Source organism: Chelativorans alearensis, assembly GCF_010993735.1.
GTDB classification, from domain to species: domain Bacteria; phylum Pseudomonadota; class Alphaproteobacteria; order Rhizobiales; family Rhizobiaceae; genus Chelativorans; species Chelativorans alearense.
Genome location: NZ_WQNI01000014.1, coordinates 125,871 through 152,394 on the forward strand (window position 1 = coordinate 125,871; position 26,524 = coordinate 152,394).

The 26,524-nt window shown below is 60.5% G+C and carries 31 protein-coding genes and 3 pseudogenes; 11 read left to right on the forward strand and 23 right to left on the reverse strand.

All coding sequences use genetic code 11. From position 1 onward, the window contains the following. Window positions 1-6 precede the first annotated feature (6 nt). From GPJ75_RS21430 to GPJ75_RS21470, 9 genes are all read right to left on the reverse strand, one after another. Window positions 7-882, reverse strand: coding sequence for a WD40/YVTN/BNR-like repeat-containing protein (locus GPJ75_RS21430; RefSeq protein ID WP_163271146.1), 876 nt, complete (start codon window positions 880-882; stop codon window positions 7-9). A 117-nt stretch (window positions 883-999) separates the two neighbouring features. Then, the gene (locus GPJ75_RS21435; protein WP_163271148.1) at window positions 1,000-1,701 is read right to left on the reverse strand and encodes an SCO family protein; all 702 of its coding nucleotides are present in this window, start codon (window positions 1,699-1,701) and stop codon (window positions 1,000-1,002) included. Between the two features lie 68 nt (window positions 1,702-1,769). Continuing rightward, window positions 1,770-2,054 (reverse strand): hypothetical protein, encoded by a 285-nt coding sequence (locus GPJ75_RS21440; protein ID WP_163271150.1) that lies wholly within the window; start codon window positions 2,052-2,054, stop codon window positions 1,770-1,772. Beyond that, the gene (locus GPJ75_RS27220) at window positions 2,051-2,536 is read right to left on the reverse strand and encodes a hypothetical protein (protein ID WP_205602603.1); all 486 of its coding nucleotides are present in this window, start codon (window positions 2,534-2,536) and stop codon (window positions 2,051-2,053) included. Before GPJ75_RS27220 ends, GPJ75_RS21440 begins: the two co-directional genes overlap by 4 nt. Window positions 2,537-2,588: 52 nt before the next feature. Further along, on the reverse strand, window positions 2,589-3,149 hold the full coding sequence (locus tag GPJ75_RS21450; RefSeq protein WP_163271152.1) for a DUF1573 domain-containing protein: 561 nt from the start codon (window positions 3,147-3,149) through the stop codon (window positions 2,589-2,591). Continuing rightward, a complete protein-coding gene (locus GPJ75_RS21455) occupies window positions 3,136-3,918 on the reverse strand; it encodes a WD40/YVTN/BNR-like repeat-containing protein (RefSeq protein ID WP_343036339.1) in 783 nt (260 codons plus the stop codon). The genes GPJ75_RS21450 and GPJ75_RS21455 overlap by 14 nt, the downstream gene beginning before the upstream one ends. 201 nt (window positions 3,919-4,119) lie before the next feature. Further along, window positions 4,120-4,749, reverse strand: coding sequence for a TlpA family protein disulfide reductase (locus GPJ75_RS21460; RefSeq protein WP_163271156.1), 630 nt, complete (start codon window positions 4,747-4,749; stop codon window positions 4,120-4,122). Beyond that, a complete protein-coding gene (locus GPJ75_RS21465; RefSeq protein ID WP_246249180.1) occupies window positions 4,746-5,267 on the reverse strand; it encodes a DsbE family thiol:disulfide interchange protein in 522 nt (173 codons plus the stop codon). The genes GPJ75_RS21460 and GPJ75_RS21465 overlap by 4 nt, the downstream gene beginning before the upstream one ends. Before the next feature lie 238 nt (window positions 5,268-5,505). Further along, a complete protein-coding gene (locus tag GPJ75_RS21470; protein WP_163271160.1) occupies window positions 5,506-5,919 on the reverse strand; it encodes a hypothetical protein in 414 nt (137 codons plus the stop codon). Window positions 5,920-6,156: 237 nt separating this feature from the next. Here GPJ75_RS21470 and GPJ75_RS27765 point away from each other — a divergent pair, with 237 nt between their 5' ends. Beyond that, window positions 6,157-6,465, forward strand: coding sequence for a cation transporter (locus GPJ75_RS27765; protein ID WP_425483179.1), 309 nt, complete (start codon window positions 6,157-6,159; stop codon window positions 6,463-6,465). Window positions 6,466-6,546: 81 nt separating this feature from the next. Here the strand turns inward: GPJ75_RS27765 and GPJ75_RS27770 are convergent, their stop codons facing one another. Further along, window positions 6,547-6,723, reverse strand: a complete 177-nt coding sequence (locus tag GPJ75_RS27770) for a hypothetical protein (RefSeq protein ID WP_425483181.1) — start codon at window positions 6,721-6,723, stop codon at window positions 6,547-6,549. On the opposite strand from GPJ75_RS27770, the pseudogene GPJ75_RS21480 reads away from it, so the two are divergent. After that, window positions 6,693-7,832 (forward strand): annotated as a pseudogene (locus GPJ75_RS21480) (heavy metal translocating P-type ATPase); the annotation flags it as partial. The gene GPJ75_RS27770 and the pseudogene GPJ75_RS21480 overlap by 31 nt on opposite strands. 11 nt (window positions 7,833-7,843) lie before the next feature. Further along, window positions 7,844-8,275, forward strand: a complete 432-nt coding sequence (gene cueR, locus GPJ75_RS21485) for a Cu(I)-responsive transcriptional regulator (protein ID WP_163271162.1) — start codon at window positions 7,844-7,846, stop codon at window positions 8,273-8,275. Here the strand turns inward: cueR and GPJ75_RS21490 are convergent. After that, window positions 8,261-8,485, reverse strand: coding sequence for a hypothetical protein (locus tag GPJ75_RS21490; RefSeq protein WP_163271164.1), 225 nt, complete (start codon window positions 8,483-8,485; stop codon window positions 8,261-8,263). The two genes, cueR and GPJ75_RS21490, sit on opposite strands and share 15 nt — an antisense overlap. 198 nt (window positions 8,486-8,683) lie before the next feature. Between GPJ75_RS21490 and GPJ75_RS21495 the strand changes: the two genes are divergently transcribed. Beyond that, entirely contained in the window at window positions 8,684-9,385 is a 702-nt protein-coding gene (locus tag GPJ75_RS21495; RefSeq protein WP_163271166.1) for a c-type cytochrome, read from the forward strand. Window positions 9,386-9,682: 297 nt separating this feature from the next. Here the strand turns inward: GPJ75_RS21495 and GPJ75_RS21500 are convergent. The 3 genes and pseudogenes from GPJ75_RS21500 to GPJ75_RS21510 all read right to left on the reverse strand — a co-directional run bounded on the left by GPJ75_RS21500 (window position 9,683) and on the right by GPJ75_RS21510 (window position 12,510). Further along, window positions 9,683-10,688, reverse strand: a pseudogene (locus GPJ75_RS21500) (tyrosine-type recombinase/integrase). Next, entirely contained in the window at window positions 10,685-11,608 is a 924-nt protein-coding gene (locus tag GPJ75_RS21505; RefSeq protein WP_163271168.1) for a tyrosine-type recombinase/integrase, read from the reverse strand. The pseudogene GPJ75_RS21500 and the gene GPJ75_RS21505 overlap by 4 nt, the downstream one beginning before the upstream one ends. After that, complete coding sequence (locus tag GPJ75_RS21510) at window positions 11,605-12,510, reverse strand: tyrosine-type recombinase/integrase (protein WP_163271170.1); 906 nt, start codon at window positions 12,508-12,510, stop codon at window positions 11,605-11,607. Before GPJ75_RS21510 ends, GPJ75_RS21505 begins: the two co-directional genes overlap by 4 nt. Before the next feature lie 417 nt (window positions 12,511-12,927). Here GPJ75_RS21510 and GPJ75_RS27225 point away from each other — a divergent pair, with 417 nt between their 5' ends. Continuing rightward, window positions 12,928-13,551, forward strand: a complete 624-nt coding sequence (locus GPJ75_RS27225) for a hypothetical protein (RefSeq protein WP_205602604.1) — start codon at window positions 12,928-12,930, stop codon at window positions 13,549-13,551. Here GPJ75_RS27225 and GPJ75_RS21520 read toward each other — a convergent pair. Then, complete coding sequence (locus GPJ75_RS21520) at window positions 13,483-14,052, reverse strand: TetR family transcriptional regulator (RefSeq protein ID WP_163271221.1); 570 nt, start codon at window positions 14,050-14,052, stop codon at window positions 13,483-13,485. The genes GPJ75_RS27225 and GPJ75_RS21520 overlap by 69 nt on opposite strands. Window positions 14,053-14,130: 78 nt before the next feature. Between GPJ75_RS21520 and GPJ75_RS21525 the strand changes: the two genes are divergently transcribed. The 4 genes from GPJ75_RS21525 (at window position 14,131) to GPJ75_RS21540 (ending at window position 16,182) form a co-directional block, all read left to right on the forward strand. Further along, window positions 14,131-14,508, forward strand: a complete 378-nt coding sequence (locus GPJ75_RS21525) for a nuclear transport factor 2 family protein (RefSeq protein ID WP_163271173.1) — start codon at window positions 14,131-14,133, stop codon at window positions 14,506-14,508. A 51-nt stretch (window positions 14,509-14,559) separates the two neighbouring features. Next, window positions 14,560-14,844 (forward strand): putative quinol monooxygenase, encoded by a 285-nt coding sequence (locus tag GPJ75_RS21530; protein ID WP_163271175.1) that lies wholly within the window; start codon window positions 14,560-14,562, stop codon window positions 14,842-14,844. Between the two features lie 129 nt (window positions 14,845-14,973). Then, window positions 14,974-15,336 (forward strand): nuclear transport factor 2 family protein, encoded by a 363-nt coding sequence (locus tag GPJ75_RS21535; RefSeq protein WP_163271177.1) that lies wholly within the window; start codon window positions 14,974-14,976, stop codon window positions 15,334-15,336. A gap of 183 nt (window positions 15,337-15,519) precedes the next feature. Next, entirely contained in the window at window positions 15,520-16,182 is a 663-nt protein-coding gene (locus GPJ75_RS21540; RefSeq protein WP_163271179.1) for a hypothetical protein, read from the forward strand. A gap of 185 nt (window positions 16,183-16,367) precedes the next feature. Here GPJ75_RS21540 and GPJ75_RS21545 read toward each other — a convergent pair whose 3' ends face one another. From GPJ75_RS21545 to GPJ75_RS27775, 3 genes are all read right to left on the reverse strand, one after another. Further along, window positions 16,368-16,550 (reverse strand): hypothetical protein, encoded by a 183-nt coding sequence (locus tag GPJ75_RS21545; protein WP_163271181.1) that lies wholly within the window; start codon window positions 16,548-16,550, stop codon window positions 16,368-16,370. A 168-nt stretch (window positions 16,551-16,718) separates the two neighbouring features. After that, window positions 16,719-17,108, reverse strand: a complete 390-nt coding sequence (locus tag GPJ75_RS27475; protein ID WP_246249183.1) for a hypothetical protein — start codon at window positions 17,106-17,108, stop codon at window positions 16,719-16,721. Between the two features lie 169 nt (window positions 17,109-17,277). Then, complete coding sequence (locus GPJ75_RS27775) at window positions 17,278-17,781, reverse strand: IS66 family transposase (protein WP_425483180.1); 504 nt, start codon at window positions 17,779-17,781, stop codon at window positions 17,278-17,280. Between GPJ75_RS27775 and GPJ75_RS21560 the strand changes: the two genes are divergently transcribed. Then, window positions 17,708-18,028: a LysR substrate-binding domain-containing protein gene (locus GPJ75_RS21560; RefSeq protein ID WP_246249186.1), complete on the forward strand. Its 321-nt coding sequence runs from the start codon at window positions 17,708-17,710 to the stop codon at window positions 18,026-18,028. The two genes, GPJ75_RS27775 and GPJ75_RS21560, sit on opposite strands and share 74 nt — an antisense overlap. A 216-nt stretch (window positions 18,029-18,244) precedes the next feature. Here the strand turns inward: GPJ75_RS21560 and GPJ75_RS21565 are convergent, their stop codons facing one another. Next, window positions 18,245-18,463: a winged helix-turn-helix transcriptional regulator gene (locus GPJ75_RS21565; RefSeq protein ID WP_205602605.1), complete on the reverse strand. Its 219-nt coding sequence runs from the start codon at window positions 18,461-18,463 to the stop codon at window positions 18,245-18,247. Between GPJ75_RS21565 and GPJ75_RS21570 the strand changes: the two are divergent. Beyond that, window positions 18,462-19,769 (forward strand): annotated as a pseudogene (locus GPJ75_RS21570) (MFS transporter); the annotation flags it as partial. The gene GPJ75_RS21565 and the pseudogene GPJ75_RS21570 overlap by 2 nt on opposite strands. 436 nt (window positions 19,770-20,205) lie before the next feature. Here the strand turns inward: GPJ75_RS21570 and GPJ75_RS21575 are convergent. The 4 genes from GPJ75_RS21575 to GPJ75_RS21590 all read right to left on the reverse strand — a co-directional run bounded on the left by GPJ75_RS21575 (window position 20,206) and on the right by GPJ75_RS21590 (window position 26,235). Continuing rightward, a complete protein-coding gene (locus GPJ75_RS21575; protein WP_163271185.1) occupies window positions 20,206-20,571 on the reverse strand; it encodes a hypothetical protein in 366 nt (121 codons plus the stop codon). Window positions 20,572-20,624: 53 nt separating this feature from the next. Further along, complete coding sequence (locus GPJ75_RS21580; RefSeq protein ID WP_246249187.1) at window positions 20,625-23,378, reverse strand: ATP-binding protein; 2,754 nt, start codon at window positions 23,376-23,378, stop codon at window positions 20,625-20,627. A 260-nt stretch (window positions 23,379-23,638) separates the two neighbouring features. After that, window positions 23,639-23,989 carry a CobW family GTP-binding protein gene (locus GPJ75_RS21585; RefSeq protein WP_163271187.1) on the reverse strand — a complete coding sequence of 117 codons (351 nt, stop codon included), beginning with the start codon at window positions 23,987-23,989 and terminating at the stop codon, window positions 23,639-23,641. Between the two features lie 296 nt (window positions 23,990-24,285). Further along, the gene (locus GPJ75_RS21590) at window positions 24,286-26,235 is read right to left on the reverse strand and encodes a putative bifunctional diguanylate cyclase/phosphodiesterase (RefSeq protein WP_163271189.1); all 1,950 of its coding nucleotides are present in this window, start codon (window positions 26,233-26,235) and stop codon (window positions 24,286-24,288) included. Window positions 26,236-26,524: the final 289 nt, after the last annotated feature.

Consider the following 26,524-nt stretch of genomic DNA (forward strand, 5'->3'; position numbering starts at 1 on the left):
TTCGCCTCACGAACTCAGGGCGGCCCAGTTCTTTCCCCCGTCGGTGCTGGTCAGGATCTTGCTTTCCCCCGTGACGGCGAACATGCGGTCCGGATTGCCGGGATCGAACGCGAGGTGGAGGAGGATTTGCTTTCCGAAACCGTTGGCGATTGGCTGCCAGGCAAGTGCCTGGGCCGGCGCTTTCATCAGGCCTGATCCCAGAACAAACGCGTAGACCATGCCGTCCGGGGCAGTCTCGACCATGCTTGCCGGCCGTCCCTCGGTCCCCGTGGCATTCCACTTCTTGCCACCGTCGAGGCTGACCATCAGCCCGTTCCGGGTCGCGGCATAGACGATGTCCGTATTGATGGCGGATGCGGCGAGATCGAACACGTCGGCAGGTGGAGACCCAGCAATCTCCCAGCTTTTGCCACCGTCCCGACTGACTTGCACCCTACCGTAGAGGCCGTAAATGACGGTGGGATCGGCCGGGCTGACATCCATGGCATGGAAATCGACCGGTCCGTCAGCGCCGCTCGCCAATTGTTCCCAAGTCCTCGCACCGTCTCGTGAAACGATCACGCCCATATTGCCGCCATTGACCGGATGTCCGCTCGCGAAGAACACGTCAGCTTCGCTGGGGTGCGGGGAAAAACCCATGTAGTCGTTGCTATTGTCGGATATCCGCTCCGCCGTGCCGTCCGGCGCGGTGTGCCAGACCCCGTAATGGGTGGCGAGATAGAGGCGCTGCGGGTCGGCCGGATCGACCGCAATTCCATGAATATGGGAGACCTCGGCAAGGGGAACGCGCTCCCCGGCCTGGCTCTGCCAACCGGCGGTGCCACCAGCTATAGCCAGTGCCAGCGTTGCGGCGATGATCAGCGGCTTCATGTGACGTTTCATGCGAAATTCCTCAGTTGGCGGTGTCTTGCACCGTTATTCGATGACGCCGCAGGCAATGCGGCGGGCGGCCGATTCTGAAATGCTTCTCCCACATGGTTGGTCGTACCTTTTCTCTTTCTAAAGCAGCGAGCGGAGGCGCTCCCACAGCGAGGCGGGATCGTCGTGATGGGGGACGTTCGCGTTGGTCAGGCCATTGATGAAGAGAACGAGGTTCGTCGGCTCGAAGCCGAGTCCGTGGAAATTGGCCACCCATTGGCCGTTCTGATCGATGATATGGGTGACCACGCTGTGGGTCTGATAGCTGTCCTCGGTGACGATAAACTTGTGACCGAACTTCTCGGCGAGCTTACGAGTGGTGTCCTCGGGTTTGTCGGGGCCGCTGGTCAGAAAGACCCAATTCGTCGTCGGATCGAGGCCGTGGACCGGGCCATAACCTTCAAGCACCTCCGGCGTATCGCGCTCCGGATCGGTGGTGATCGTGATGAACTGGACCCGATCCTTCATCGGGGTCTCGTTCACCATGTCCTGGATCTCGCCGATCCGGTCGGCATGCAGGGGGCAGACATCCGGGCAGCCGGCATAGATGAAGTGCAAGACAACGACCTTGCCCCGAAGGCCTTCGAGATCGACCGGATTGCCGGTGGCGTCCTGGAGTGCAAATTCCGGCGCGGGTTCGCTTCTGCTTTCGAAATATTTCTCCTTGTCGAAGAGGTCCTGCTGCACGTCCTTGAGCGAGTGCGCGGAGGCAACGGGGGGAGCCAGGGCGACCACGGCAACAACGGCCGCGGTTGCGGCGAACAGGCGTATAAGGGATTTCATGGCGTCCTCCTTGGCCGACAAGGGGAGAGCGGATCGGTAAGTCAACCGACCCGCCTCCCGTTGTGCGGCTACCCCTTGTTGTCGAGCTTCTCGCCTTCCTCGGAAGGCATGTCCTGCATCATGGTCTGCATCATCTTGTTGCAGGTGCTCATCATCTCGTTCATCTGGGACATCATGCCCATCATCGGCATCATCCCCATGCCGCCGCCCTGCATGCCCTCCATCATCTCCTGCATGCCTTGCGACTGATCCGGCTGCCTGGTGTCCGTATCATCCTGTGCAAAGGCGATGGGGACGGCAGCAAGTCCTGCAACGGCGGTCGCGATGGCAATCGCTTTCGACAGTCGGTTCATTGGAACTTCTCCTTTTCCTGTTGATGGTCGGACAAGGGTCCGGCCTCCTCGGGTTGAGCCTCGTAGGAGTCATCAACCGAGTTCGAATTGGCTGGAAGCGGAGCTTCAGAGGCCACTGGCTCCACCGATCCCTCAGCCGATTTGCTTGCAGTCATCGAAACGGCCGTCTCGTCGACCGATTGCGGCTTCGAGCAACAGCTCGCTTCGTCGCTGGTGAGGTTGGAACTGCTCGCGTCGGTGCCGCTTGCGCCGGAGGCGCCAGGCCGCATGCAAAGACCGAGCGCACACATGATGGCGCAGGGCGCGAGCGCGAGCAGAATGGGTGCGACGCCCGCCACCACCAGCCATGGCCAGCCGATCCAGAGTGCAGGGATACCGACTGCGATTGCCGCGACGATCAGGCCGCGTCGGCCGCGCAACTGGTAGCGGATGTAGCGGAATATGTCCGCGCTCAGCGATGTTTCGGATACGGAATTGCTCATGGACGTTTCTCTTTCTTCTCTGGCTGCTGTTATTTTGGTCTCAGGCGAGCCATCAGCCCGCCGCGCCCCCTTTGACGGTCGCGTGCACGCCGAGTTCGACGACCGGGTTCTGCGGGTCGGTGGTGGCGAACTTCACGTTGCGCGCGACGGATCCTTCGACCGGCATCAGCGCCGGCTTGTAGATGACGGTGACGGCCGCCTCTTCACCTGGGTTCAGCACGCCCTTCCAGGCATTGGTCGCCGCGTCGTTGTGCATCGCCATGTTGAATTCCGGGCTCTTGCCGGCCGGCAGGACGATTTCGGCAAAGGTGCACATGCACGAGGTGCGGACCTGGCTGAACTCGATGGGCTCGGTACCGGTATTCTTCAGTCGGAAGTCAGCACGGCCCACGTCCTCGACCGCCAGGACGCCGAGTTCAACCTGTTCGCGGTCGATGGCGAGCGTCGCCTCGGTCGGCGTGATCTGGCCGTAGTCCGCCTGAGACGGTTGTGGTGCCATAGTCCGGTAGGCCGCGAGCGCCACGCCGCCTGCTAGCACCCCGACGACAAGGACGGGCATCATCCAGGTCTTGGCGCTGGCGAATGCCTTCTGCGTAGGATCAGCCTTCTGCATCGTCGTCCTCCATCTTTGTCCAGTGCTGCCCGGCATCGGTGCTGGCGGCGAGGGTGCCGTCCGTTCCCACGGCGTAGGCTTGGTCGGGATTGCCGGCGTCCACGGTCACGATGGCGTCCTCGACAAGATCGGTGACAGGGCTCCAGCTTTGCCCGCCATCCGTGCTCTTGAAGACACCCTGGCGCAGCCCCGCATAGAGAATCTCTGGGTTCGTCGGGTTTACGGCGAGGCTGTAGACCCGGCCCTCGGGCAGACCTTCGTTCGGAAGTTTGTCCCAACCGCAGAAGCAGTCCGGGCTCTTCATCACGCCGGTGTCGAGCCCGGCATAAAGCCAGATGCCGCCCATGCCGGTCGGGCTGTTGACGGAGACGAGGCTGCGGATCTCCTGTTTTTTGGGACCGTCATCGACCCGTTGCCAGGATGTTGCCGCATCCTTGCTGCGGTAAAGGCCGTTGCCCAACACCCAGACATAAAGCGTGTTCGGGTCCTTGCCGTCGATGGTGAATCCTTCCGTGGAGAGCCCGCCAAGACCCGAACTGGCTGCCTCCCACGTCTTGCCGGCATCGGCGCTCTTGATCACGCCGATACCGTGACCGGTCGCATACATCACCTGCGGATCGCTCGGGTCGATCGCGATCGACGTGATGTTTGCCCGCTCTTCGCTTTTCGGAATGCCCTCGATCGCAGTCCAGGATTTTCCGTTGTCGGTGCTCCGATAGATCGGCCGGGCCCCAGGAAGAGTTCCTTCGTCTCGGGATTCACCGCCAATGCGTGAACGTGCCCGCCAAAACGGCTGGGCGCCAACTGGGCCCCTTCCTTGTGGTTGATTTCAGTGCCTGACGCAGCGGGCAGCGGATGCTGTTGCGCTGTTGCCGGGACGACGGCCACAACGGCAGCGGCAGCGGCAAGGACCGGAATGAGCCAAAGTTTGGATGGTTTGTTCATGTTGGATTCCTGTGTTCAATTTGAGTTAGCTCGCCTCGCCGGGCGTCTTCACGAGTTGTTGTTGGATGATGTTGACCAGCTCCGGGCTGTCCCATTCGGCGGGCCCCACCAGACGTCCGGTTTCCAGACCCTCCGGATTGATCAGCAGGGTTGTGGGTATGCCGACCGTATTGAGCCGGTAGGCCGCCTTGCCGGTGGCATCGACATAGATGCCGAGAGCCTTAAGGCTGAGCTCGTCATAGAAGGCCTTGACCTTGGGGAGCCCGTCGCGGTCGATCGAAAGTGGGACGACTTCGAAATCGGAACTGCCGAGCTTTGCCTGGAGCCGGTCGAGTGCCGGCATTTCCTCGCGGCATGGCACGCACCAGGTGGCCCAGATGTTGAGCAGGATCGTTCTGCCGCGGAAAGCCGCCAGGGACATCTCGCGGCCATCTCCATCAACGAAGGAGAGTTCCGATACCGGTTGCGGCGTCTCGTGCAGCACGAAGGAGCTATCGCTGCTCGCGGTCTCCGTAGATACAGCTTGCGGCGCGCTCGATACCGCAGGCTCGTTGGGCTGCCTGATCGCGAAATACTGATAGGCACCAACCGCGACAAGGAACAAGACGGCGCCAATGATGGTGGCAGTCGCCTTACTCTTGGTAGCGCTCTTCATTTCCGGAGCTCCTCGATCAGCGGAGCGAGCTTCGTCCGGTAGACGTCCGGGGTGACGGCACCAACATGCTTGAAGGCAATCCGGCCTTGTTTGTCGACCACGAAGGTCTCCGGAACGCCGTACACGCCCCAATCTATCGACACCCGTCCGTTGAGGTCAGCGCCGGTGCGCGTATACGGATCGCCCATGGTGTTGAGCCATTTTTCCGCGTCACCCGGCCGGTCCTTGTAGTTGATGCCGTGGATGGGTACGGCGCCGGTCCTCTTGAGCTCCATGAAGACCGGGTGCTCTTCCCGACAGGCCGTGCACCAGGACGCAAACACGTTGACGAGCGAGACCTCGCCCTTGAGGTCGGCGCTCGACAGGCCAAGGGTACGCCCCTGGACCGGTGGCAGGCTAAACTCGGGCACCTCCTTGCCGATCAGGGCTGAGGGAATGACCTGAGCGTTGCGGCCCAGACCCCATCCGAGCACGATCGTTAGCCCCGCAAATACGCTTACCGGAAGCATGGCGAGCATGCGGCGACGCCGGAGAGATGGCGCGTCCGTGTCAACCGGCTCCCCCGAAAGGGATGATGGTGCGCTCGCATGGAAGCGAGCCGTTTGAGAATTGGAAGACATCCCATCCTCGCTGATTGGAGTGTTTCCTCACAGGCAAAAGCCTGCGGCGGATACGGTCCAAGAAGGCTGGGCACGCAAAGCGTGCTCACCCGGACCCCGGACGGGAAATCACCTCAGTCGAGCGGTGAGGACCGTCCTAGGCGAGGATGGATGTTTTGGGAGGGAAGGGCTCGGGCGAGCCCTTGAAGCCTGTAATGCGCTCAGTAACGGCCGGATAGACAACGGAATCCAGCCGCGGCAGTGAATTCGCGGCATTGGAGTCGACGGCTTGCATGCAGGTTCCAAAAGCGAAACAGGCCGTCGTGGTCATCGCCTTGTCACCGCCGCCGCAGTCGTTGCAGCCGCTCGGCATCGATTGGTCAACCGACGCCTCAATGGCAGGCTGAAGCATATCGCCGCTCTGTGCGGCAGCCAAAGCCGTTCCGCCCCCGAAAACGAGGAGCAGCAGAGCAGCCAAGAGGCAGCGGACGGTTTTCATCACCTTGGCAATATAGAGAATTGGCGTCCAACTGCCAATCACCACTTCGAGAGACCGATCGTCACAGGCCACATCACGACTTCGGGCCAGTCGAATAATTCCCTCGGCCCTTGACCTTACCACCGCTGGAACCTTGATCTCTTCTTGCGATCAATCGAACAGGAACGACAATCATGACATCCTTGGTCGCATCGGAAAGCAGGAGGCTACCGGCGCATGCCGAGCCCCGCCGGCTAAACATTGCCATCGAAGGCATGAACTGCGGCTCCTGCGTCGGTCGGGTCGAGGGCCATCCAGGCGGTTCCAGGTGTGGTGTCCGTCTCGGTCAATCTGGCGGCCGAACACGCAGACATTGCCTTTTCGGGACCGCCCGATGCGGTGGCCGTCATCCGAGCGATCAACGATGCCGGCTATGAAGTGGGGACGGAAAGCGTCGATCTCTCGATCGAAGGCATGAGCTGCGCCGCATGTGTCAATCGCATCGAGACCTCCTTGAAGGCTGTGCCTGGTGTGACGGACGCTATGGTGAATCTCGCTACGGGAAAGGCCTCTGTCGAAATTGTATCGGATGCCGTTGGCGTTGCGGATCTGGAGACCTCGGTCGAACGGATCGGCTAAGCGGCTCGGCGTGTTGTCCCGGATGAACCCGCCGATCATGAGGCCGGCGCGCGCGAACGTGAAACAAGAAGCCTCGCGCGCTCATTCATGCTTGCCGCGATCTTGAGTGTGCCGGTGGTCGCGCTGGAGATGGGCGCCTATCTGGTCCCCACGATTGAAGCGTTTGTCGTCAATCAAATCGGCCTGCAGGCGAGTTGGTATCTCCAGTTCGTCCTCACCAGCGTGATCCTCTTCGGGCCGGGCTTGCGGTTTTTCCAAAAGGGCTTTCCCGCATGGTCGGCATCGGCCGCGGCGCCGAGATGGGCATTCTGTTCCGCAATGGCGAGGCGCTGCAGACAGTGCGCCAAGCAGAAGTGATCGCGCTCGACAAGACCGGCACGCTGACTAAGGGACGGCCGGAACTCACCGATCTTATCACCGAGAACGGATTTGAGCGCGACGCGGTTCTGGCGCTGGTCGCCGCCGTCGAAACACGGTCGGAACATCCGATCGGCGAGGCGATCGTGGAAGCCGCCAAAGAGTCTGATCTGGCAATTGGCTGTCCCGAATCGTTCGAAGCCATACCGGACTTCGGCGTCAGCGCCACGGTTACCGGTCGCGCGGTTGCCGTCGGGGCCGACCGGCTGATGGCCCGGCTGGAGATCGATACGGAGCGCCTTGCGGGTGTCGTGGAGCGACTCGGCGACGAGGGGAAGTCGCCGCTTTATGCGGCGATCGACGGCAAGCTCGCGGCGATCCTTGCCGTGGCCGACCCGATCAAGCCGACGACGCCCCAGGCGATCGAGGCGCTGCACCGGCTTGGCCTGAAGATCGCGATGATCACCGGCGACAATCGGCGCACGGCGGAGGCCATCGCCAGGCGGCTTGGGATCGATGAGGTCGTGGCTGAGGTGCTTCCGGACGGCAAGGTGGAAGCGCTGCACCGGCTCATGGATAACGGGCGCAAGCTGGCCTTTGTCGGCGACGGCATCAACGACGCGCCGGCGCTGGCCGAAGCCGATGTCGGCATCGCAATCGGCACCGGCACGGACGTGGCGATTGAGAGTGCGGATGTGGTGCTGATGTCGGGCGAACTGACCGGCGTGCCCAACGCGCTCGCGCTGAGCCGCAGCACGCTCAGGAACATCAGGCAGAACCTGTTCTGGGCCTTCGCCTACAACACCTCCCTGATCCCGGTGGCGGCTGGCGTGCTTTATCCGGCCTTCGGCGTCCTGCTCTCGCCCATGCTTGCCGCCGCCGCCATGGCGTTCTCCAGCGTCTTCGTTGTCACCAATGCGCTCCAGCTCAAGACCTTCCGCCCGCCTGTCGTGGCGGGTGCGGACACGGCGTCAAGCGAAGGCGTTCAAGCCGCCGTGGCGACACCTTAAGAGAGGCTGTCATGAACATCGGACAGGCTGCCCAGGATTCGGGCATATCGGCAAAAACCATCCGCTACTACGAAAACACCGGCCTCATCCCGGCTGCTATCCGCACCGGGTCCGGCTATCGGTCATTCAGTGCGAAGGACGTTCACACACTGCGCTTCATCCACCGCGCCCGCCGACTGGGGTTCTCGGTGCACGATATTCGCCAGTTGCTCACCCTTTTGCAGGACAAGAACCGGGCAAGTGCGGACGTCAAGGCGCTCGCCCTGGCTCACATGACAGTGCTCGACCGAAAGCTTGCAGAACTTCAGACCATGCAGCGGACGCTCCAACATCTCATCGCACATTGCGAGGGCGACGAACGCCCGGACTGTCCGATTCTCGACGACTTGGCGGGGGATGGCGCGGAGCGTCTGCGCGACGAGCCCGGCTCACCGCTCCACTGAATGATCTCCTGGTGCGCGCTTCCTGCGGAGAAGCATTGGCCGATCGGACGTGAGAATCAAAACAATGCTGAGGGCGACCGACAGGATGATCGGCGTGAAATACATATGCAGCACGACCCGCCAATCGTGATCCAAAACATGGCACACCAGCCAGAGGAGAGAAAAAATACTGACAAACGCAGCCAGCATGGACAGGATGAACTTGAACAATTGGACACGCATCGAAGGAAGACGACGTAAGGAGCCCTCACTGCCTGAGCGCGTTCACTGTAACAGATCACCAAACGGCATCGGAGGCCGCTTCCGCTCAAGCCGTCTCCGCCACTGAAGGTTTTGAGACGGCTTCCAGATTTTTGATCGGGCTGTCGCGGCGGGTATCATCGGCTTCGCTGAAGGGGAGGAACCAACATGAGAGCAACCGTTTTCGCTGCGGCGGCCCTCGTCGGCTTTCACACGACGTCCGTCGCGCTTGCCGACGGCGACCCAACACGCGGTGCGCAACATTATCGTGCGTGTGTCGCCTGCCACGCGCTGGAACCCGGGCTGCATCTCAGCGGCCCGAGCCTCGGCGATGTCTTCGAGCGGATGGCCGGAAAGGCCGAAGGCTTCGTGCGCTATTCGGACGGGTTGAAGACAGCGGATTTTTCCTGGAACGCGGCCGCGCTCGAAGGCTGGCTGAAGGACCCCGAAGCGATGATCCCAGGCACCTATATGGTGTTCCAGGGAATTGCCGATCCCCGGGCGCGCGCCGATCTCATTGCGTTTCTTGAGGTCGCCGGAAAGCCTGGCGGCGGAGAGAAGGCAGTGGCCAACGGCCTCATCCCGGCGGAATACCTTCGTGCGGGAGCGCCGGAGCCGATCGGCGATGCGTCGCCGGAGACACGTGTTGCCGCCATCCGGCACTGTGGCGACAGCTATTTCATCAAGACAGAAGACGGCCGCGAGACGCCTTACTGGGAAAAGAACATCCGGCTGAAGATTGACAGCGTGGAGACGGGCCCGCCAAAGGGTGTGGCGGTGATCCTTGGCGCCGGCATGGCTGGCGACCGCTTCTCGGTGATCTTCTCCAGCCTCGCCGACCTCAAATCCCTCGTCGAGGAGAAATGCTGACGGGACATCAAGGCGGCTCAATTCCATCCCGTTCTGCTCGACCGACAATGTGAAGGGTAACATTTCGCCGGTTTGCAGCCTTCCCAGCATGTAAACCAGACGACCGAAGCGGGTCGTGAGCCGACTGCCTAGGTCTCTGGCCTCTGTGATGTCTGCGCTGGGGCCGCTTCATGGTTGGCCCGTCGAGGATGGATCAAACTTGCCGCCCCTTGGCCCCTAGAGGGATAGTCCACCGCGAGAAACCGTGCAGGAGGATCGGGGCCGGGCGAGTCGCTGCCCGGCACTGACATTGAGAAATCAAAGTGCATTCAGGAATGCCAGCAGTTTGTCGCCCGGCTTGAAGCGAATGCCTTGTTGCCCCTCCATAGCTGTCACCTTCGCCAACGCCGCCTCCTTCAGCGCGAGATGAGCATGGAGGTAGGTTTGTGTTGTTTGAATCGACTCATGGCCAAGCCAAAGCGCAAATCACCGCCAGGTCGACGCCGACCAATAGCAGTTCCATGGCGGCGCTATGTCGGAGCGTGTGCGGGTGAAACGTGTTTCGAGCGCAGGGAGGGATAGGTCTCCGCTGCGACGTTCACGTACTTGGACAGCATGAACTGCACAGCGTCTGCGCTCATGCGATTTCCATGGACGGTTGGAAAAAGCGCGGTCGCTCCGTGGCGCGGCGGTTCCGTCAGCCACTTCTTGACGGCCTCCCGTGCCAGTTTGGTCAGCGGGGTGCTTCTCTCTTTCCGCCCCTTGCCGACGCATCGAATATGCGCGCCGGCACCGAACTGCACGGCATCCCGAGCAAGGCCAGTGATCTCCGGCAACCTCAAACCCGTCTGCACGGCCACGAGCAACAGCGTGTAGTCGCGACGCCCTGCCCACGTCGTCTTGTCGGGGACGGCGAGGATGGGATGGCCTCGATCTCGGCTCGGCCAAGGAACTCGACTTCCCGGCGGGCGACGCGCTTTGGAGGGATCGCCAGGACACGCTGGATCTGAGTGCTATATGCCGGTTCTTTGAACGCAACGAAACGAAAGAACGTCTTGATCGACGTTAGACACAGGTTGCGCGATCGTGCTCCGATGCTCCGCTCGGTCTCCAGATGCTCGAGGAAGCGAGCGATCAGAGGGGCATCGAGGTCGGCAAGGTTCAACCGCGACGGCGGTCGGCCGAGTTTCTTCGACGCGAAACGAAGAAGGAGCCGAAACGTATCCCTGTAGGAAGCAATCGTGTTGGCGCTGACGTTCCGCTGCTGCATCAGCCGTTGAGTGAAGAACCGCTCGATCAATGACGGAAGGATCGTTGGATTCATGACGTCTCCCCCCATCTGCTCTCCAGCCGATCGGCGGCATGACGCATGAATTCCGGGCACGCTGAAAGGTACCAATACGTGTCGCGAGTGTGGGTATGTCCGAGATAGGTCGACAAGACCGGAAGCATACGGTCAACGTCGTCACCTGCCTCGTACCATCGCAAGAGCGTGTTGACGGCATAGGTGTGTCGAAGGTCATGAATCCTCGGCCTGCGCGTGCCGACCGCTCCACGAAGACCCGCACGCCGCATACTGGTGATGAAGACCAGCTCGATGCGCTGCTTATAGAGGCCCTTGCCGCGTTCGCCGACGAAAAAGCGCTCGCCCAGCCGCCTTGGCGGGCTGGCGTCCCGTCGTTCACAATAATCTTGAAGCACTGCTGCGGTTGTGTGATGAATCGGAACGATCCGCGATTTGCCGAACTTCGACTCCTCGACGGAAATGACCCCGGCATCGAGATCGACATCCGAACGGGTGAGCCGGATTGCCTCTCCGAGCCGCATTCCGGTCACCGCCAGCAGGCCGATGCAGCAATGGAAGGTCCATTGCCCGAAGCCGTTCCTGGAACGCCATCGCTTTATCTCCGAGAGGAGGGCTTCGATCTCCGCTGCGGTGTAGGTATGAGGTTGCGGCCGGTGATGCTGCGGGAACACCCCAGTCGGGGGGATCTCGGTCCGTGGCTCGAGGTCGGCGAGATACCGGGCGAATGTTCGAACCGCCGAGAGCCGGATCGCCCACGTTGCCGGGCCCGCCGAGCTTCCAGCCCATTCGATTGCCAACTTGCCTGTGACTACGGTCGCTTCCCGTCCCTCCATGAATGCGACGAAGTTGCGGAGCTTGCCTTCGTCGTCCTTGAGTTTGAAGCCACGAGCACGCTTTGTCCGGAGGTACGCCTCGAGAAAGTCGTGGAGTTTTGTCATCGGGCGCCCTCCGGCAAGGGAAGGCACAGCAGGCGCAGACGCGGAAGATCCACCTTGGCGTAAATCCGTGTGGTGTCGTGGCTCAAATGCCGGAGGATTTGGCCGATCCAATTTAGAGTGGCGCCGGACCGAACCATATCTGTCGCCAGTGTGTGTCGGAATACATGCGAGCGAACGTTTGCGACCCCGGTAATGCCGGCACGCTTTAAAGCCCTCGTGGCGACCGAAATGATACCGGTTGCGGTGGGAAAACCCACCTTCGGCGTCTCCAGGCGCAGGAAAACCTGCCGAGATGCTGAAGATGGCCGATCATTTACCAGGTAGTCGGTAATCGCGGCACGGACGTCGCACGGCAGGGGTAATACGGACTGCGTTCCCGCCTTGCCAGTGATGGCGATCACGCCGGAGTCCCAATCGATGTCGTCCAGCAAGAGCTTTGAGACCTCGTGGGCGCGCAGTCCCAAGCGAGCCAACAGTAGCAGGATTGCATAGTCGCGACGCCCCGCGGACGTGGTGCGATCACAAGCATCGAGCACGCTCTGCAGTTGTGCAGGCGTTAGGAACTTCGGCAGTGTTGCGCGCCTGCGCCCGCTAATAGCGGGAATGCATGATGACAGGTCTTCATCGAGCAAGCCCTCGGCAAACAGGTATCGCAGGAAGGACCGCAGCCGTGTGAATATGCCTTGCGTTGTTCCTACGCTGCGATCATGGCGGTGTCGCTCAACGTATTTGATGACGTCCTGGCGGGATATCTGCCCCAGGTCGTCCGTACCGTTCCATATCTCCCTGAAAAACGGCAGGGCGTAGTATATACTGGACTCGATCGTGCTGGGCTGAAGCCCACGCTTTCGTCTCAGGTGCTCGCTGAACGAGTTGAGAATCTGCTCGTGTGGATCGGTCAAGGGCGGTCTCTGAACGATGCCAGCTTCACACAGGTCGCCAAGGAACCGCAAAATCGCGGATCGATCTCCGTTTTGAAGCTTGCCAATCTTTCTCCGGTAGCTCAGGAAACTGAAGACCGTCTTGCGAGAAACGTCATTCCCGTCGTGATGATGATCAATGAGCCACCGGGCGTAATCCCCGACCGCCCTTGTGGCTCGGTAGACTGTTTGCGTCCGATAGCCGGAAGCCTGCATCCGAGTGATGTAAGCATCGACATTGTCTCGAAAGTTCCACCCATCAAATCGTTGCCATAGCTGGCGGCTGTAGAGATTAGCTGGGGCGGCAGAAGGCGGAGATCATGGCCCGCTTGGCGGAGGCGCCGGCCGACATACCGGACCGTTCATCCCAACATCGCCAATGTCTACCGGGACAGGGTGGTGACCTTCACCGAGGCCCTGAATGATTCGGATGGCGGTCGGGAGGCGGCCGCCGCACTGCGCTCGCTGATCGGCGAGGTTGTCCTTTGGCCGGGCAGGAAGCGCGGCGAGGTGCATGCCGAGCTGCGCGGCGAGTTGATGGGCATCCTGGACTTCGCCAATCCCGCCAGAGGCGGGAACCCCGGAGAAGTTAGGACAAAGGTCGAAGCCGCCCCCCCCCCCCGCAACCAAGCACACACAAAAAACCTTCTAAACCAATATGTTAGCAGGGTTTTGTTTTGGCCGCGTTGTCCGTCGAAAACAGATATCAACAAAATCAATCGCTTAGTATTTAGGTTCAAATCACCCGCAACCAACCACGCTTGGCACGTACCGGCAGCAATTTCGGGAAAAATCGCACGATCGGCGGCAAATGGCGGAGCATCCGGGATGAAGATGGGCACTATTGCTGCGCCATTGCGCTATTACGGCTTTGATCTCGAAGCGGGTGCGTTCAAACAGGCTGCGGACTCGTGCGATGCGCCAGCAAGATCGAGCCGCTTGCGGGACAGCGCATCAACGGCGCTCCAGCAGTCTGTCCACCCCCTCCTGGACAAGGGCGGGGATCTTTTCGGGATCATCTAGGTAGGCGCTTTCCAACAGGCCGTCTGAAAGGGCGACGAGGAGGGAAGCGGTCACGGAAGGAGCGGGATCGCCGTCCTCTGCGAGGAGTTTCCGCAGGCTATTGTGATACCACACGCGACGCGCATCGATTGCCCGCCGCACCGGGCTGGTCGGGTCTGGGTACTCGGCCGCTGCATTGAGGAATGGACATCCCCGCCAACCACCCGCGACCACGGCCTCGCTGATCCGCCCCATGATAGCAGCGATTGATTCCCGCGGCGGCTGCTTCGGCAGCGTTGCCACTGCCTCCCGCCCGAGCCGGTCCTGCTCTTCGATATAGGCAACGACGAGTTCATCCTTCGACGGAAAGTGCTTATAGAACGTCGCCTTGGCCACGCCAGCTTCCGCGATGATGCGGTCGATGCCCGCGGCATGAATTCCCAACTCATAGAAAAGCCGGGTCGCGGTATCGAGCAAACGACGGCGCGCGGGACTTGCTTCAGGGGAGTTGCGAGGACTGATTTGGTTCACCGCTTGACTCTAACAGACAGGTCTGTATATTGCAATATAGAGACAGACCTGTCTGTGTAGGAGACCGTCATGCGATCTAATGAGACATCGGAAATCGTTCGCCGGTTCAATCAGGCGTTTCTGGAACACGATCCTGCAATCTTCGAAGACCTCATCGCCCCGGACTGCGTCATGGAGACGATCCAGCCGGCACCGGACGGCACGCGATACGAAGGTTACGATGTGAACCTGACGTTCTGGCAGACCATGGCGGTCGACCGCGTCAACTGCTTCGAGGTGGAAGACACCTTCGTGATGGGCGACCGCGCCAATGTTCGCTGGCGCTTCCATTTCGGCGGTGGGGGCTCGCTCCGCGGCGTCAGCCTGATCCGTGTCCGTGACGGTCGGATCGTCGAGGCCTTGGCTTATGCCAAAACACCGGGTCAATCGGCACTCTTGCCTGAGTGACCGCCGAAGCCGCTCCGAACAAGCGGATCAATACCTAGAGGAGAGAAGTACATGATCATCATAGCCGGGCACTCTCGAGCCAGGGATGGAGTTGAACGCGACGCTGCGGTAGCGGCGTTTGCAGACATGGTCGAAAGAGCAAGGAAGCAGGACGGCTGTCTCGACCTGTCGATCAGTGCTGACTCGGTCGATCCGGATCGGATCAACGTCTTCGAGTGCTGGCGCGACCAACAGTCCTTGAACACTTGGCGTAAGATCGCGAAAGGCCCGAGGGTCGCATTGCGGGACGCCCAGGTGAAACTCTATCGCAGCGACAAGGCCGAGAAACCATTCTGAGACCTACGCGACAGGCACTTTTCGGGCGATGCGCCGTCGACCACCCACCCAGGTCGCAGCGCCTCCAGCGTTCGGACCGGCAGTCAGCGGACACCAGCCAATGGCTGCATGACTCAATGAGGTGAGAGGATGAACACCAACAGCGAAGTTACCCGTGAAATCATTGAACGTTTCCATGCCGCCTTCGAGGCGCACCGTGCCGATGAACTCGACGGCCTGATTGGTGAGGGTTGCGTTCTCGAAAATACAGCGCCAGCCCCGGACGGCGCGCGATACGACGGGCGTGAGGCATGCCTCGATTTCTGGAAGGGCATCGCATCCTCCGCGAATCTTGTCTTCGAAGCAGAGGAGATTTGGGCCAGCGAGGATCGCGGGATCATCCGCTGGAAACTCAGCTGGGGCGAGAACGAGACGGAGCGGGTTCGAGGGGTAAACATCATCCGTGTTCGGGGAGGAAAGATCGTTGAAGGTCTGGGATACGTGAAGGGATAGGAGAATGCCTACTACTCGCGGTCTCGCGGGCATTCCGCGGGCTTGAGCCTCCTCCGATGTTACGAGATCCGAGCTCGCCGCTAGCTAAGGGACTTACAGCAGGTCGCAACGCAGACATCAGATTGCCGAGGTTTGCCTGTGGCGAATTGCTGTCGTTCTCAACATCTCCTGAGGGCACCTGACATGAGCACTACTCCTTGCCGCAGCACCACTGGTCTACGCCAATTTCTGAATCTTGAGCAGCAGCGCAATTGGATAGAAGGCAAGACGAACTTGCCTGACGCCGACGAGCGCTCGGAGTCTATGGAACTGCGGTTCAAGTACGTCGCGCGATTTCAGAAGCTGCTTCGTAGCCCGCAAGCACAAGAAGTTCTGAAGATTCTCAGGCTTTACGGCCAAAACTGCATCCCCATCCCACGCAAATCTGAGCGTCACTACTGGTCGGTTTCTTGTCTGCCGTCGACTTCCGACAAGCCGCTTGTCCGCGTTAATGCGAGCTGGATGGAGCTTTTCACGCTCTATGCGGACGGCGAGGGCATCCGTGCAAGATTCCTGGTGCATCTTTCGGATTTCACCACGGACCATTCACCCGCGCAGGGCCATTTGGACGAACCTTTTCTCGAGCACTGCGTCACGACGCCAGAAGACGTCGGCTATTTCTTCCCGCGCGGCGAGGACATTTTCGGCATCAAGGTGCGAGGCGCCCCCTCGATCCACAAATTCCTCGCGACCCGCCACGTGTTGCGCGCCATTCGGACATTCAATCTGACGTACATGAACCGGGGGCGGAACGCCTATCAGGCGAGCCACTGCTACAGCTTGGCGGATTACTTGCTGGAAGGTTGAGTGGCTCTGGGATGCCCACCACCCTTGGCGAGATTGCCGGGCCGAGAGGTATTCGAACCATTTTGTCGTGGTGTTGTCCGCTGTGAGTAGTGAACTCCGCAGGAGTGGATATAAGCAATTTATCGGGGTCAGTTTATTGTTCCGGGTCCATTTCGGTCCCCTCTGCGGCGTCGATGACGGTTGGATCAGCATCCGCAGTGCCTGCGCTGCACCGCCATCTTCATCCAGCAGAAGTGATCAGCCCGCATCAGCATATAGGCACGACCGCCGTCACGCGTGAGTTCGACAGGGCCATTGGCGACCTGCTCTAGCAGGGCTGCGAACTCGCGCGAAGCGCTCAAAATTGCATCGACGTCATAGGTCGTCATGTCGCCTCCCGGGCCGCATCCAAGCTGCAGCAACCCTATAGGCAGACGCCGCCGGTGCGGAGAATAGGTCTACCGTGGTGCGAGTGCGGGATACGTGGCGTGGGAATCGAGGATCAAAGGTCTGATCTCCATTGCACCTTAGTGGGATTTTCATTAAGGAACAATGAGTTAGATCGCGGTCGCGTCGCCCGCCGGCATCACCCACCGCTCGCGGCGGTAGCGCACCACTTCGGCCGACAAAACCAGATCGCGTACCAGGATCGTCTCATACCCTTTGAAGCGCGAGCCCGCAGGAGCGCTCACCGCAACTGGTACGTCGCGGCTCACGCGACCGCCGTCGCGCTTGGCGCCGCGCCGGCGGCGCTTGCCTTTATCACAGGTTGGCTGCGTTGCCTTCTCCATGCCCGACGGCCTGGACGGCTTGATCGGCGGCCGCGGCGGCAGGTTCTTCAACCGCGCGATCTCGTCCTTCAGCGCCTGGTTCTCGCCACGCAGCGCCTGGTTCTCAATCTCGAAGCTCTCAACCCGGCCTTGAAGGCCCTGCACCGCACCGATCAATGCCCCAACCAGCCCGCGGAGTTCCGCGAGCGATAGGCCCTCAAGAGAATCAATCGGTGGTAGCGTCACACAAAGCGTGAATCACAAACCCGAGCGCTTGCAAACCCCCGCCGCCCGGTAATCTGCCCCGGTTACGCGGTCGCGGTAACCGGGGCGGATTTCCGGGCAGTCAGGCTTGAGCGGCTTGCCGAATGAGATGCGGGAGGGGCGGAATCGGCTCTTGTGTGGGTATGCCGAGCCGGTCGCCGAGATAGCGGAAGAACGCGACGTCGAGCTTCATGCAGGTCTTCATCAGGCCGAGCAGGACGTCACGGGCCTGCCTGCCAGCGTCACTGACGGCTCCACCGGAGATCTTGCGCTTGATGACGCAGGTGCGGATGTCGTTTTCCGAGCCGTTTGTGTGGAGCGGGATCTCGGGACGGTCGAGAACGCGCAGCAGTTCGTGCTTGCGGCGATGCAGCCGGGCCAGCAGCCGGTCGAGCATGACGTAGCCGGTTCGTCGTTTAAACAGGCGCTCGAAGCGGGCGCGCAGGGCCGCCGCGCGGCGCCGACATGGGGCGCGAAAAAGGGAGTCCGGCTCATGCGGCAGACCTCGTCCATTGGCCTCACGTACACGATGCCGAGCGAAAGGGCTGCACCTTTGGTTCCAATCACAAGGCGTAGAGGAAACCACAGCGCTTCGCGGCCCGTCGTTCGATGATTCGAGTCTCCTCCTCAAAGCCGTGCTGAGCGGTCAAGGCGCGGGCTTATTACCTGCGGCCATGATTGCTACCGAACTCGAGGAAGGACGTCTCATTCGACTCGCGGACACAGCCCTTCTCGCTGAGTTTGCCCATTATCTCGTCTATCCCGAAGCTAGCCACAGTCGACCGAAGATAGCAACATTCAGATCGTGGATTCTCAAAGAGGCCGCACATTGACGTGGGGTCAGTATACGTTCGGCCGTCGCGTGATGATCTGCGGCCGAGAGAATATAAGGCGAGCGCGTTGCTCCTCGATTTTTCAAACTACTGGAATGTCGAATTCTCGCCCGGTTCCACCCACTCCGGTAGCGATGAACCGTTCGCCCCCCGCCCTTCTACGATCTCCGCGACTTGCGATTGAGGGTCGTGTTGCTCGCCGCATTCCAGTCGATTTTATTCCTCTTCGGGGATTTTCAACAGCACCGTGTCATCGGGGCCGATGGTTCGACCGTCCTGAGTGCGGATGTCGAGGTGGACCGACAAGCCCTTCTCACGACCGACCAGAACTGAATGCTCCTCACCCGGTCCAAAAAGGTGGCGTTCGCCGAATTGCCGCAGCGCAATCATCACCGGAAACAAATCCCGGCCCATCGCGGTCAGCCGATATTCCATGCGCGAGCCGCTGTCACCGGTCGGGAATGCTTCCAGAGGCGCAGCGCCGGATGGCGCTGCGAACGGCACCGCTCGCCCAAATGAAACGCAACGGCAGGGTCGTGCGAGGGGATCAGCATTTGTTTCCCAGCCAGAAATACAGGCTTCGGTGCTCACCCGGCCGGTCACGCTGCTATTTTCCGTTGCGAGCGGCCTTGCGGTCGCTAACGCCTATTTCGCCCACCCGTTGCTTGACGTGATGGCTGACGATCTCGGGCTCACGCGCGCCATCGCGGGCCTGTTCGTCGGAGCGACCCAGTTGGGCTACGCACTCGGCCTGATCCTGCTGGTGCCGCTTGGCGATTTCATCGATCGTCGCAAGCTGATCGTTGGCCAGTCGCTGTTGTCCGTTCTGGCGCTCGGATGCGTGGGACTTTCCTTCACGACGGTGACGTTGCTGGCGTCTATGGCGGCGGTCGGGCTCCTGGCTGTCGTCATGCAAGCCCTCGTCGCGTATGCCGCGATCCTGGCACGGCGCGCAGAACGCGGACAGGTGGTCGGTGTAGTCACGAGCGGTATAGTTCTCGGCATCCTGCCGGCGCGGACTGTTGCCGGAATTCTGACCGATCTTTCAGGGAGGCGAAGCGTCTATCTCCTCTCTGCTGTTCTGACGCTCGTGATTGCCGGGCTCCTCTACAATGCTCTCCCGCACGAAGAGAGGCCAAAGACGAGAATCGCCTACCCGCGTCTGATCGGCTCCTTGCTCACGCTTTTCATCGAGGAGCCCGTGCTGCGCATCCGCGCTGTCATCGCCATGTTGATCTTCGCCAACATCACAACCCTGCTCGCACCCCTCGTGTTACCGCTAACCGCGCCGCCCTTTTCATTATCGCATACCCAGGTCGGGCTCTTCGGCCTCGCCGGCGCTACAGGCGCGCTCGGTGCCGCACGCGCGGGACGGTGGGCCGACCAGGGACATGGGCAGCGCACAACTGGGATTGCGCTCATTCTCATGCTGGTTGCTTGGTTGCCGATCTCGATGCTGTCACACTTGATCGTGTGGCTCATCGTCGGCGTGTTCGTCATCGATTTCGGCTTGCAGGCGACGCATGCCACCAATCAGGGCATGATCTATCGCGAGCGACCCGAAGCACAGAATCGTCTCACCGCCGCTTACATGATCTTCTACTCGATCGGCAGTGCAATCGGTTCCTCGACATCGACAATTGTCTATGCCCACGCCGGCTGGAATGGCGTCTGCCTTATGGGTGCGGGCATCAGCGCCTTAACGCTCGCCTTCTGGGCCTTGACATTGCGGGCAACACCTGCCGCTGCCACACAGAATAGTTGCCGCGGAATAGTTGAGGACGGCCTTGCTGGGGGTGATTTATATCTGCAAACTCCCGGGCCAATTCGCGCGTTATCCACTCGCTGTCGAGCATCAAATCGACTTGATCTCGCCCGGGGGTACACAGTATACCTTCGACGAGCCGCGCTCTCGAGACTGTCAGCGGCACGTGCCGTCGCTTCTCGAAAGAAACAGCTTTCACCTGCTTGGAGCCGGGCGGGTGAAAGACCTGGGGAGAATGACCGTTTCGTCCCGCAGACCAGCCGTTCTGCGCGTTCGTAGTGAACTTCCGCCCTCCACCCAAAGGCAGTTGCTTTGGCTATTTGGCCGGGCGTAGCGCGGGCCCGTGGGCACCGCGGGGAAGCAGCAGCCCCGGCGGTTGCCGGGGGCCTGCCATTGTTCGTCGAGTCGCCGGTTAACGTTCAATTTGGAAGCGCGGGGTGGGCTCGTCGTTCTCGTCGCTGGGGCCAAAACCTTCCGCAGCTGAGAAGCCGGCCGTCTGGCCATTGCCGGCGGGGAAGCCATAGGACCTGCTGGCGCTGCCCACGCTGTCGGTCACGACCATCCTGTCGACGGGGGGGGCGATCTGAAAGCGAGGGGCAGGCTCACTGTTCGCCTCGCTGGGACCGAAGCCCCACGCTGCATCGACCGCAGCTGCGTTGCCGGCACCAAGCACTGCGAGAACAGACGTAAGAATTACAACTTTATACATAGTGACCTCCTGTTGTTTCTGCGGAGGAACCGCGATCAAAACCCTATGCGCGGCGGTGCCTGCGCGCATCGGTACGGCTCCCCAATTTCTTGGTGGTCGCTTCCTAGTTTTCGCGCGCTTACCTAATTTTCGTGGCCCTGTAGCGAATCTGCGGTCGGCAGGAGCCACGGCTCGCCACGCAGGCGTAGGACAACCTCCAGCCGGTTGGCAGCGTGGAATTTGCCAAGCACGGCAGAAACCTGGTGCTCGATCGTGCGCGGGGAGCGCGACAAAAACCGTGCGGCTTCCTTGTTGCTCATGCCTTGAGCGATCAGAGCAAGCACCTGTTGTTCGTGCTGTGTCAGGCCGAGCGGGTGACGGCGGGCGGCCGCGTATGGCCCTCGGCGTATCTTCGGCAACTGATCTGTAATACCCAGACGATGCGCCAGCTTTCGCGCCAGCGTTGCAGCGGGATGCGCATCGATCTCCTCGAATATGGTTACGGCAAGAACCAAGGCCGCCCCGGCATCGACTCCGCTCACTTGCGTCAGAGCAAGCCCTGCCTCATAGGGGAGCCCCAGTCGTGTCCATTCTCGTGCGGCCGCCAACGGATAACCGCGGAGTTCCGCAGATCGTGGTGGAGGAAACCGTGCTGCCCGCGTCCGCAGCGGTTTCGCCATCCCGCATCGCTGCCACCAGACCGCCAGTTCACCCATGTCCCAGGGACGGAAATTGTCGAGATCCATCGCGGCGAGTGCCGTCAGCTGCTCGTGGCTGGCATCGAGGTCTTCGGTAAGCCAAGCGGCTTCCGTCAGTGCAAAGCGGACCGGTATGATCCGCTGAGGCTCGGCGGTTGCCAATCCCTCTTGGAGCGATTGTTGGAGTAACGGCAACCCACGGGGCTCGCCCAGCCGCACGTGCACCCTGCCGAGCACCGTGAGGGCCGGCAAGTGCATCACCATCGGTAGGTGCTCCAGGTTCATGACGCCCTGTGCGATCGTAGCGGCCTCACGAAAACGGCCCTGCTCCATTAGCAACTCCGCCTGCCGACCGAGCAGGTATTGAGCCGCCGAATCGAGGTCATGCCTGGTGCAGAATGCAATTCCTTCGGCCAGCAGCCGCTCGGCCAAAGCGAAGTCCTTTGACACAACCGCGCATTCCGCAAAGTTTGTGTAGGCTCGCGCCGCATCGTCGTGGAGCCCGTGCTCCAGCGCCAGCGCGAGGCTTTCCTCCAGCTTCTCACGCCCGCCCGGGCGGGCGGCGAATAGCAGCGCAGTGCCGACATTGTTTTGGGCGTGGACGCGTGTCTCGATCTCGCCTAATTGGTCGGCCAGCCTGATCGCGCGCGAGCCCCATTTGATCGCTTCGTCGAATCGGTAGTGCAGCATATGCAGTTGAGAGCGTGTGCTGTAGGCCATTGCCAGTTCCGGCCCGGGCGGTTGACTTTCCACTTCACGCACCGCCTGGTCAGCATACTTTTCCGCCTGTTCGCCCTCACCACGGCGCCAATGAAGCCGAGATAGCCAGCGCAGATTGGGACCGACCTTGTCGACCCGTCCAAGTTCTCGCCAGATCGCAATGGCCCGATGACGAGCATCAATGATAGCGTCATAGACGAGGAGCGATAGCCCGGCCTCGTAAGCCCAGTCTTCATAGAGTTGCGCGGCAAGCGGCCGTGGTGCATCATTGACATATTTCAGCGCGGTCGCAAGATGTAGAGCCGCCTCTCGATGTGCGCCCAGACGCGCAGCCTGTGCCGCGGCTTGCGGTGCAAGTTCGAGAACCCGCTCGCTGTCATCGGCTCCGGCAGCGTGGTGGGCCCTGCGTGGGAGCAGAGCGCTCGCCTTGGCATCAGGAAGCGCGGAAAGTGCTGCTTCCACTTTCCCGTGAAGTGACCGCTGGAGGGACGGTGAGAGCCGATTAAGCGTCGCCTGCCTGGCAAGCTCATGGCGGAAGGTCAAGGCGCCCTGACCGTCTCGCCGCAGCAGTCCGCGCGCCACGCATTGGTCAACAACGGCTTCAGCATCGCCACCGAGAAGCGCCCGGATCAGCCACGGCTCCATGCTTCCCGGCACGACGCTCATCATTTCCAGCACCTCGCGCTCCATTGGCGTCAGGCGCGATAGCCGCGACCAGACCGCGTCGCGTATAGAGGCCGGAATGCACGGCGGTGTGGTGTCGCTGCTCGCCAAAAGCTCTGTAACGAAAAAGGGGTTGCCCTCTGTAACGCGATAGAGATCCCCGTCGGAGCGGCCCGCCTGCTCGGCCATTGCCTTAACTGCTTCCGGAGAAAGCGGTTCGAGCAACACGCGGGTCACCGAGGCCGACGGTAGATCGCCGAGCACATGCGTCAGGGAATGATCGGCACCTACTTCATCGCTGCGCAGACTGAGCACCAGCGTAGTTCGCAGCAAGGCGACACGACGACCGAGGTATTTTACGAGGTCGAGGGTCGCATTATCAGCCCAGTGGACGTCCTCAAAGATGAGCACGGTCGTGCCCTTCGCGTTCTGAAGTGCATTCAACAACGCGGGGAAAAGCCGCTCCGGGGCGGCGGCCTGGTCGAGCAATTCTCCGACGCGCTGGTCAAGCGATTGCGCCACATCTTGCACCGGCCCGAGCGGGCGTGGCGTGAAGAGCGCCTCACACCAGCCCCAGAGCACTCGATGATTCTTGCCGACATGCTCCTCGAATTTGCGCAGGAGGGACGTTTTGCCAATACCAGCTTCGCCTTCGACTAGCACAATGCTGCCACGGCCGGCAGCCGCGTTCCGCGCGGCCTCCAGCAAAGCCTCAAGTGGGCCCTCTCTTTCAAACAGCATGACATACCTATCCGAGGCGATCTCCAAGTATAACAGAAAGATTATACCGAAGCGATCATATTTAATGAAATTCATGCTTTTTGTATTGTTAAGAACAAATAGTACGTTATGGAATAAATATCATATTAAATATTCTCATCTCTCGGATATATGAAAAAATTCACAATATGTACCACTTTTGGATTAAACAAAACGCTATCTGGATTTCAAAAGTCTCTGCTGGAGATCGACACAAGCCGCCGTGTGAACGCCAGCCAATGTGAAGAGCCATCAACGTCAGCAAATGTGTAGATGCTATGGGGCGAGCGGCGAGGGCATGGCACTTTCGGCGCTGTTTAACACCACTTGTCGCTTTGCAGATGGGGTGGCTGACGTGCGAACGGCGATGCTCCCAGCTTGGCGGAACCGTGACCGCCATCACCGCGGATGGCGTCCTCGAGCGCCAGCCAGCCGATCACGTCGTCGCCCGGCGAGGCGGGTGCATAGACGCGGCGTTGGAAGAGCGCGGCTGGATCGAAGCCGTCCTGGTGGGAGTTGTCGATCGGCGTAGCCGGATTGAGCGAGGTCAACCGTGCCCTCAGGCTCTCGATGTCCCGGATCAAGGTCGGATCGGACTTAGTCAGAACGATGCGGTCGGCGAAGGCGATCTGCTTGGCGGCTTCGAAATGGTTTTCGATCCAATTCACCCGTGACGATGTCGATGAGGGTGTCTGCATTTCGTCGGCAAGAAGTGCGGCGAGAAAGGGCAGATCACGACAGCCAGCCAGGATTTCGATCTGGCAACAATGTCGGGGCGGACGGCCAGCGCTTCTATCGACTGAAGGGCGACTAGGCCAAGGACCATATGCCTGCCATGATTGTCGTCGCAGCGGTCTGGGGGCCGCACATGCTGAACAGGGTGACGGTGGTAGAGCCGGAAGACGTGGCTATCAGGCTGCCTACGCGAGGGATGGCGTGATCGCAGTCCGGAGGCGAGGGCACATCACGCATAACCCGCCTGAGACATATGCTGGTCGGCAATCTGCGGAGCCTGCAGAAGCAGCGCCTGCTTCAACGGCAGCGCATTTGAGAAAAAGAAGCCTTGCGCAACCGTGCAGCCGAGCGACTGAAGAATCCGGCGATCCACGTCCGTTTCAACGCCCTCTGCCATGACCTCTCTTCCAAGAGCCTGACCAAGGTCGATGACCGACTTGACCAGAGCCTGATCCTCCACCGACGTGGCCAGGTCGCGAACGAACCCTTTGTCGATCTTGATCTTCCGGATTCGCCCGTCCTTGAGCGAAGCGAGAGTGGAAAAGCCAGTACCGAAATCGTCCAGGACGATGAATACGCCTGCATCGGACAATCGCCCCAGCTTTTCGCCCACCCTGTCGTGATCGACGGGAGCCTCCTCGGTGATTTCGATCTCCAGCATGTCGGTTGGAAGGCCTCTGGCCTCCAGTCCGTTCAGGATCATCTCATCGACATTGCCTGCCTCGAGCTCGCGGGGTGACAGATTCATAGCAACGCGGATGTTTTGTCGGCCAGTCGCTATGAGTCCGTCAATCATGGCGCAACAGTTGAGAAAAACAGTCTCTGTCAAAAGCTGGAGCAGTCCGTTTTCGCGCGCAGCGGTGACAATATCGGGCGGAGAAATGGCCCCATGAAGCGGATGGTTCCATCGCAGGAGTGCTTCGAACCCGATGATAGCGTTGGTATCTAGCCGCATGATGGGCTGGAACCATGTACACAGGCTCCCGCTTTTAATGGCGGCTTGCAGATCCCGTTCAATGCACTGTCTCCGCTCGAGTTCACGGTCGAGGTCGTCGTTAAAGAAGCAGAATTCGTTCCTGCCACTGCGCTTGGCCGCATAGAGCGCAACGTCCGCCCGCAGCAGCATTTCCGTCAGCTCAGGGTTCTCAGATAGATATATTCCTATCGATGCGCCGACCTGCACCGAATTCACCATGGGGTGCTGTTTTGCAATCGCGGCAATGATTGTGGACGCCAACTCATCCAAGGGACATGCGATCATGCGTGCGGGAATGAGCAGCACAAACTCGTCTCCGCCGACGCGAGCGAGTGTTGCTCCTCGTGGAGACGCCTCCTCAAGTCTGCGGGCGATTCCTTCAAGCAGGTCGTCGCCGATCTTGTGGCCGTAAGTGTCGTTGACAGCTTTGAAGCCGTCGAGGTCGATCAGCATCGCTACGGATGGCCCATCTGCCCGACCCATGTGCTCGATCGCCTGTTCCAACCCCCGCCTGTTGAGAAGGCCCGTTAGCGGATCATGCACGGCAGACTGTTTTGCCTCGTGCTTGAGGCTGCTTGTCTCGCGAAACCGAGCTTGGCCGACAAGAGAGCTCCGGATAAGCCCGGCGAGAAAGAGCAGGACCGCAAAGGCAAGGACATAATCCTCGAAATTCCCCTTCGCCGCCAGGCATCCGGCCGTGATCAAGAGCGGCGGTGCAATGAAATTGATCGCAACCGAGGCACGAGAGCTGCCGTACGTCACTGCCCCCGCCGATATGCCTGCCAGGATAATCATGTGGAGCGAAGACTGAGAGGAAGTGTATCCGTCAGTCAGTACGGCAAGAAAGGCCCATGCGAATCCCGACAGGAGAGCGAGAATCTCGTAGAGCCGAAGGCGGTTTGAATACCACGTCGAGCCGCTATTGCTGGCCGGAACCCGCGTCCCTCGTTGTTGGGTAAGGGCAAGCGCGATACGCGCGCCGTTGATAGCGTTGACAGCGACAAACCAGATGACGGCAGCAAGGTTGTTGCCGAACAGTAGCTCCACAACCAGGATCAATACCGACAGCACCGTGCTGATCGGCATGGAAATGAAGAGACCAGTCCTCAGATCGGCAAGTTGGTCCCGGAGGATGCCCTCTTCGATGGCGTTCTTTTGTCCGCCGATCACCGATTCCGGACTGGTTTGATCTGATTGCCCCATTACCAGATCGAGGCATAGGCAAATGCGATGAAAATCGTGTTAAGAATTTGTGTGGCTTGTGATGCAATCGGGCAAACCTGGAGCTGAGATTGAAGCCTTGGAGGCCGGGGAATTTCTCGAGAAGAGTGATCGAGACCGCATCGCCCGGGCGCTTGCCCTACCTACGGTCGGACGGCTTCCGTTCTTCCCGAAGGCGTGCCTCTAGAGCACGTCCTTTGAACTCCGAGTCGTAGCGTTGATGACACGGATTGGGTTTTATGATTCACCGTCGCCGTTGCAGGAGATGGCG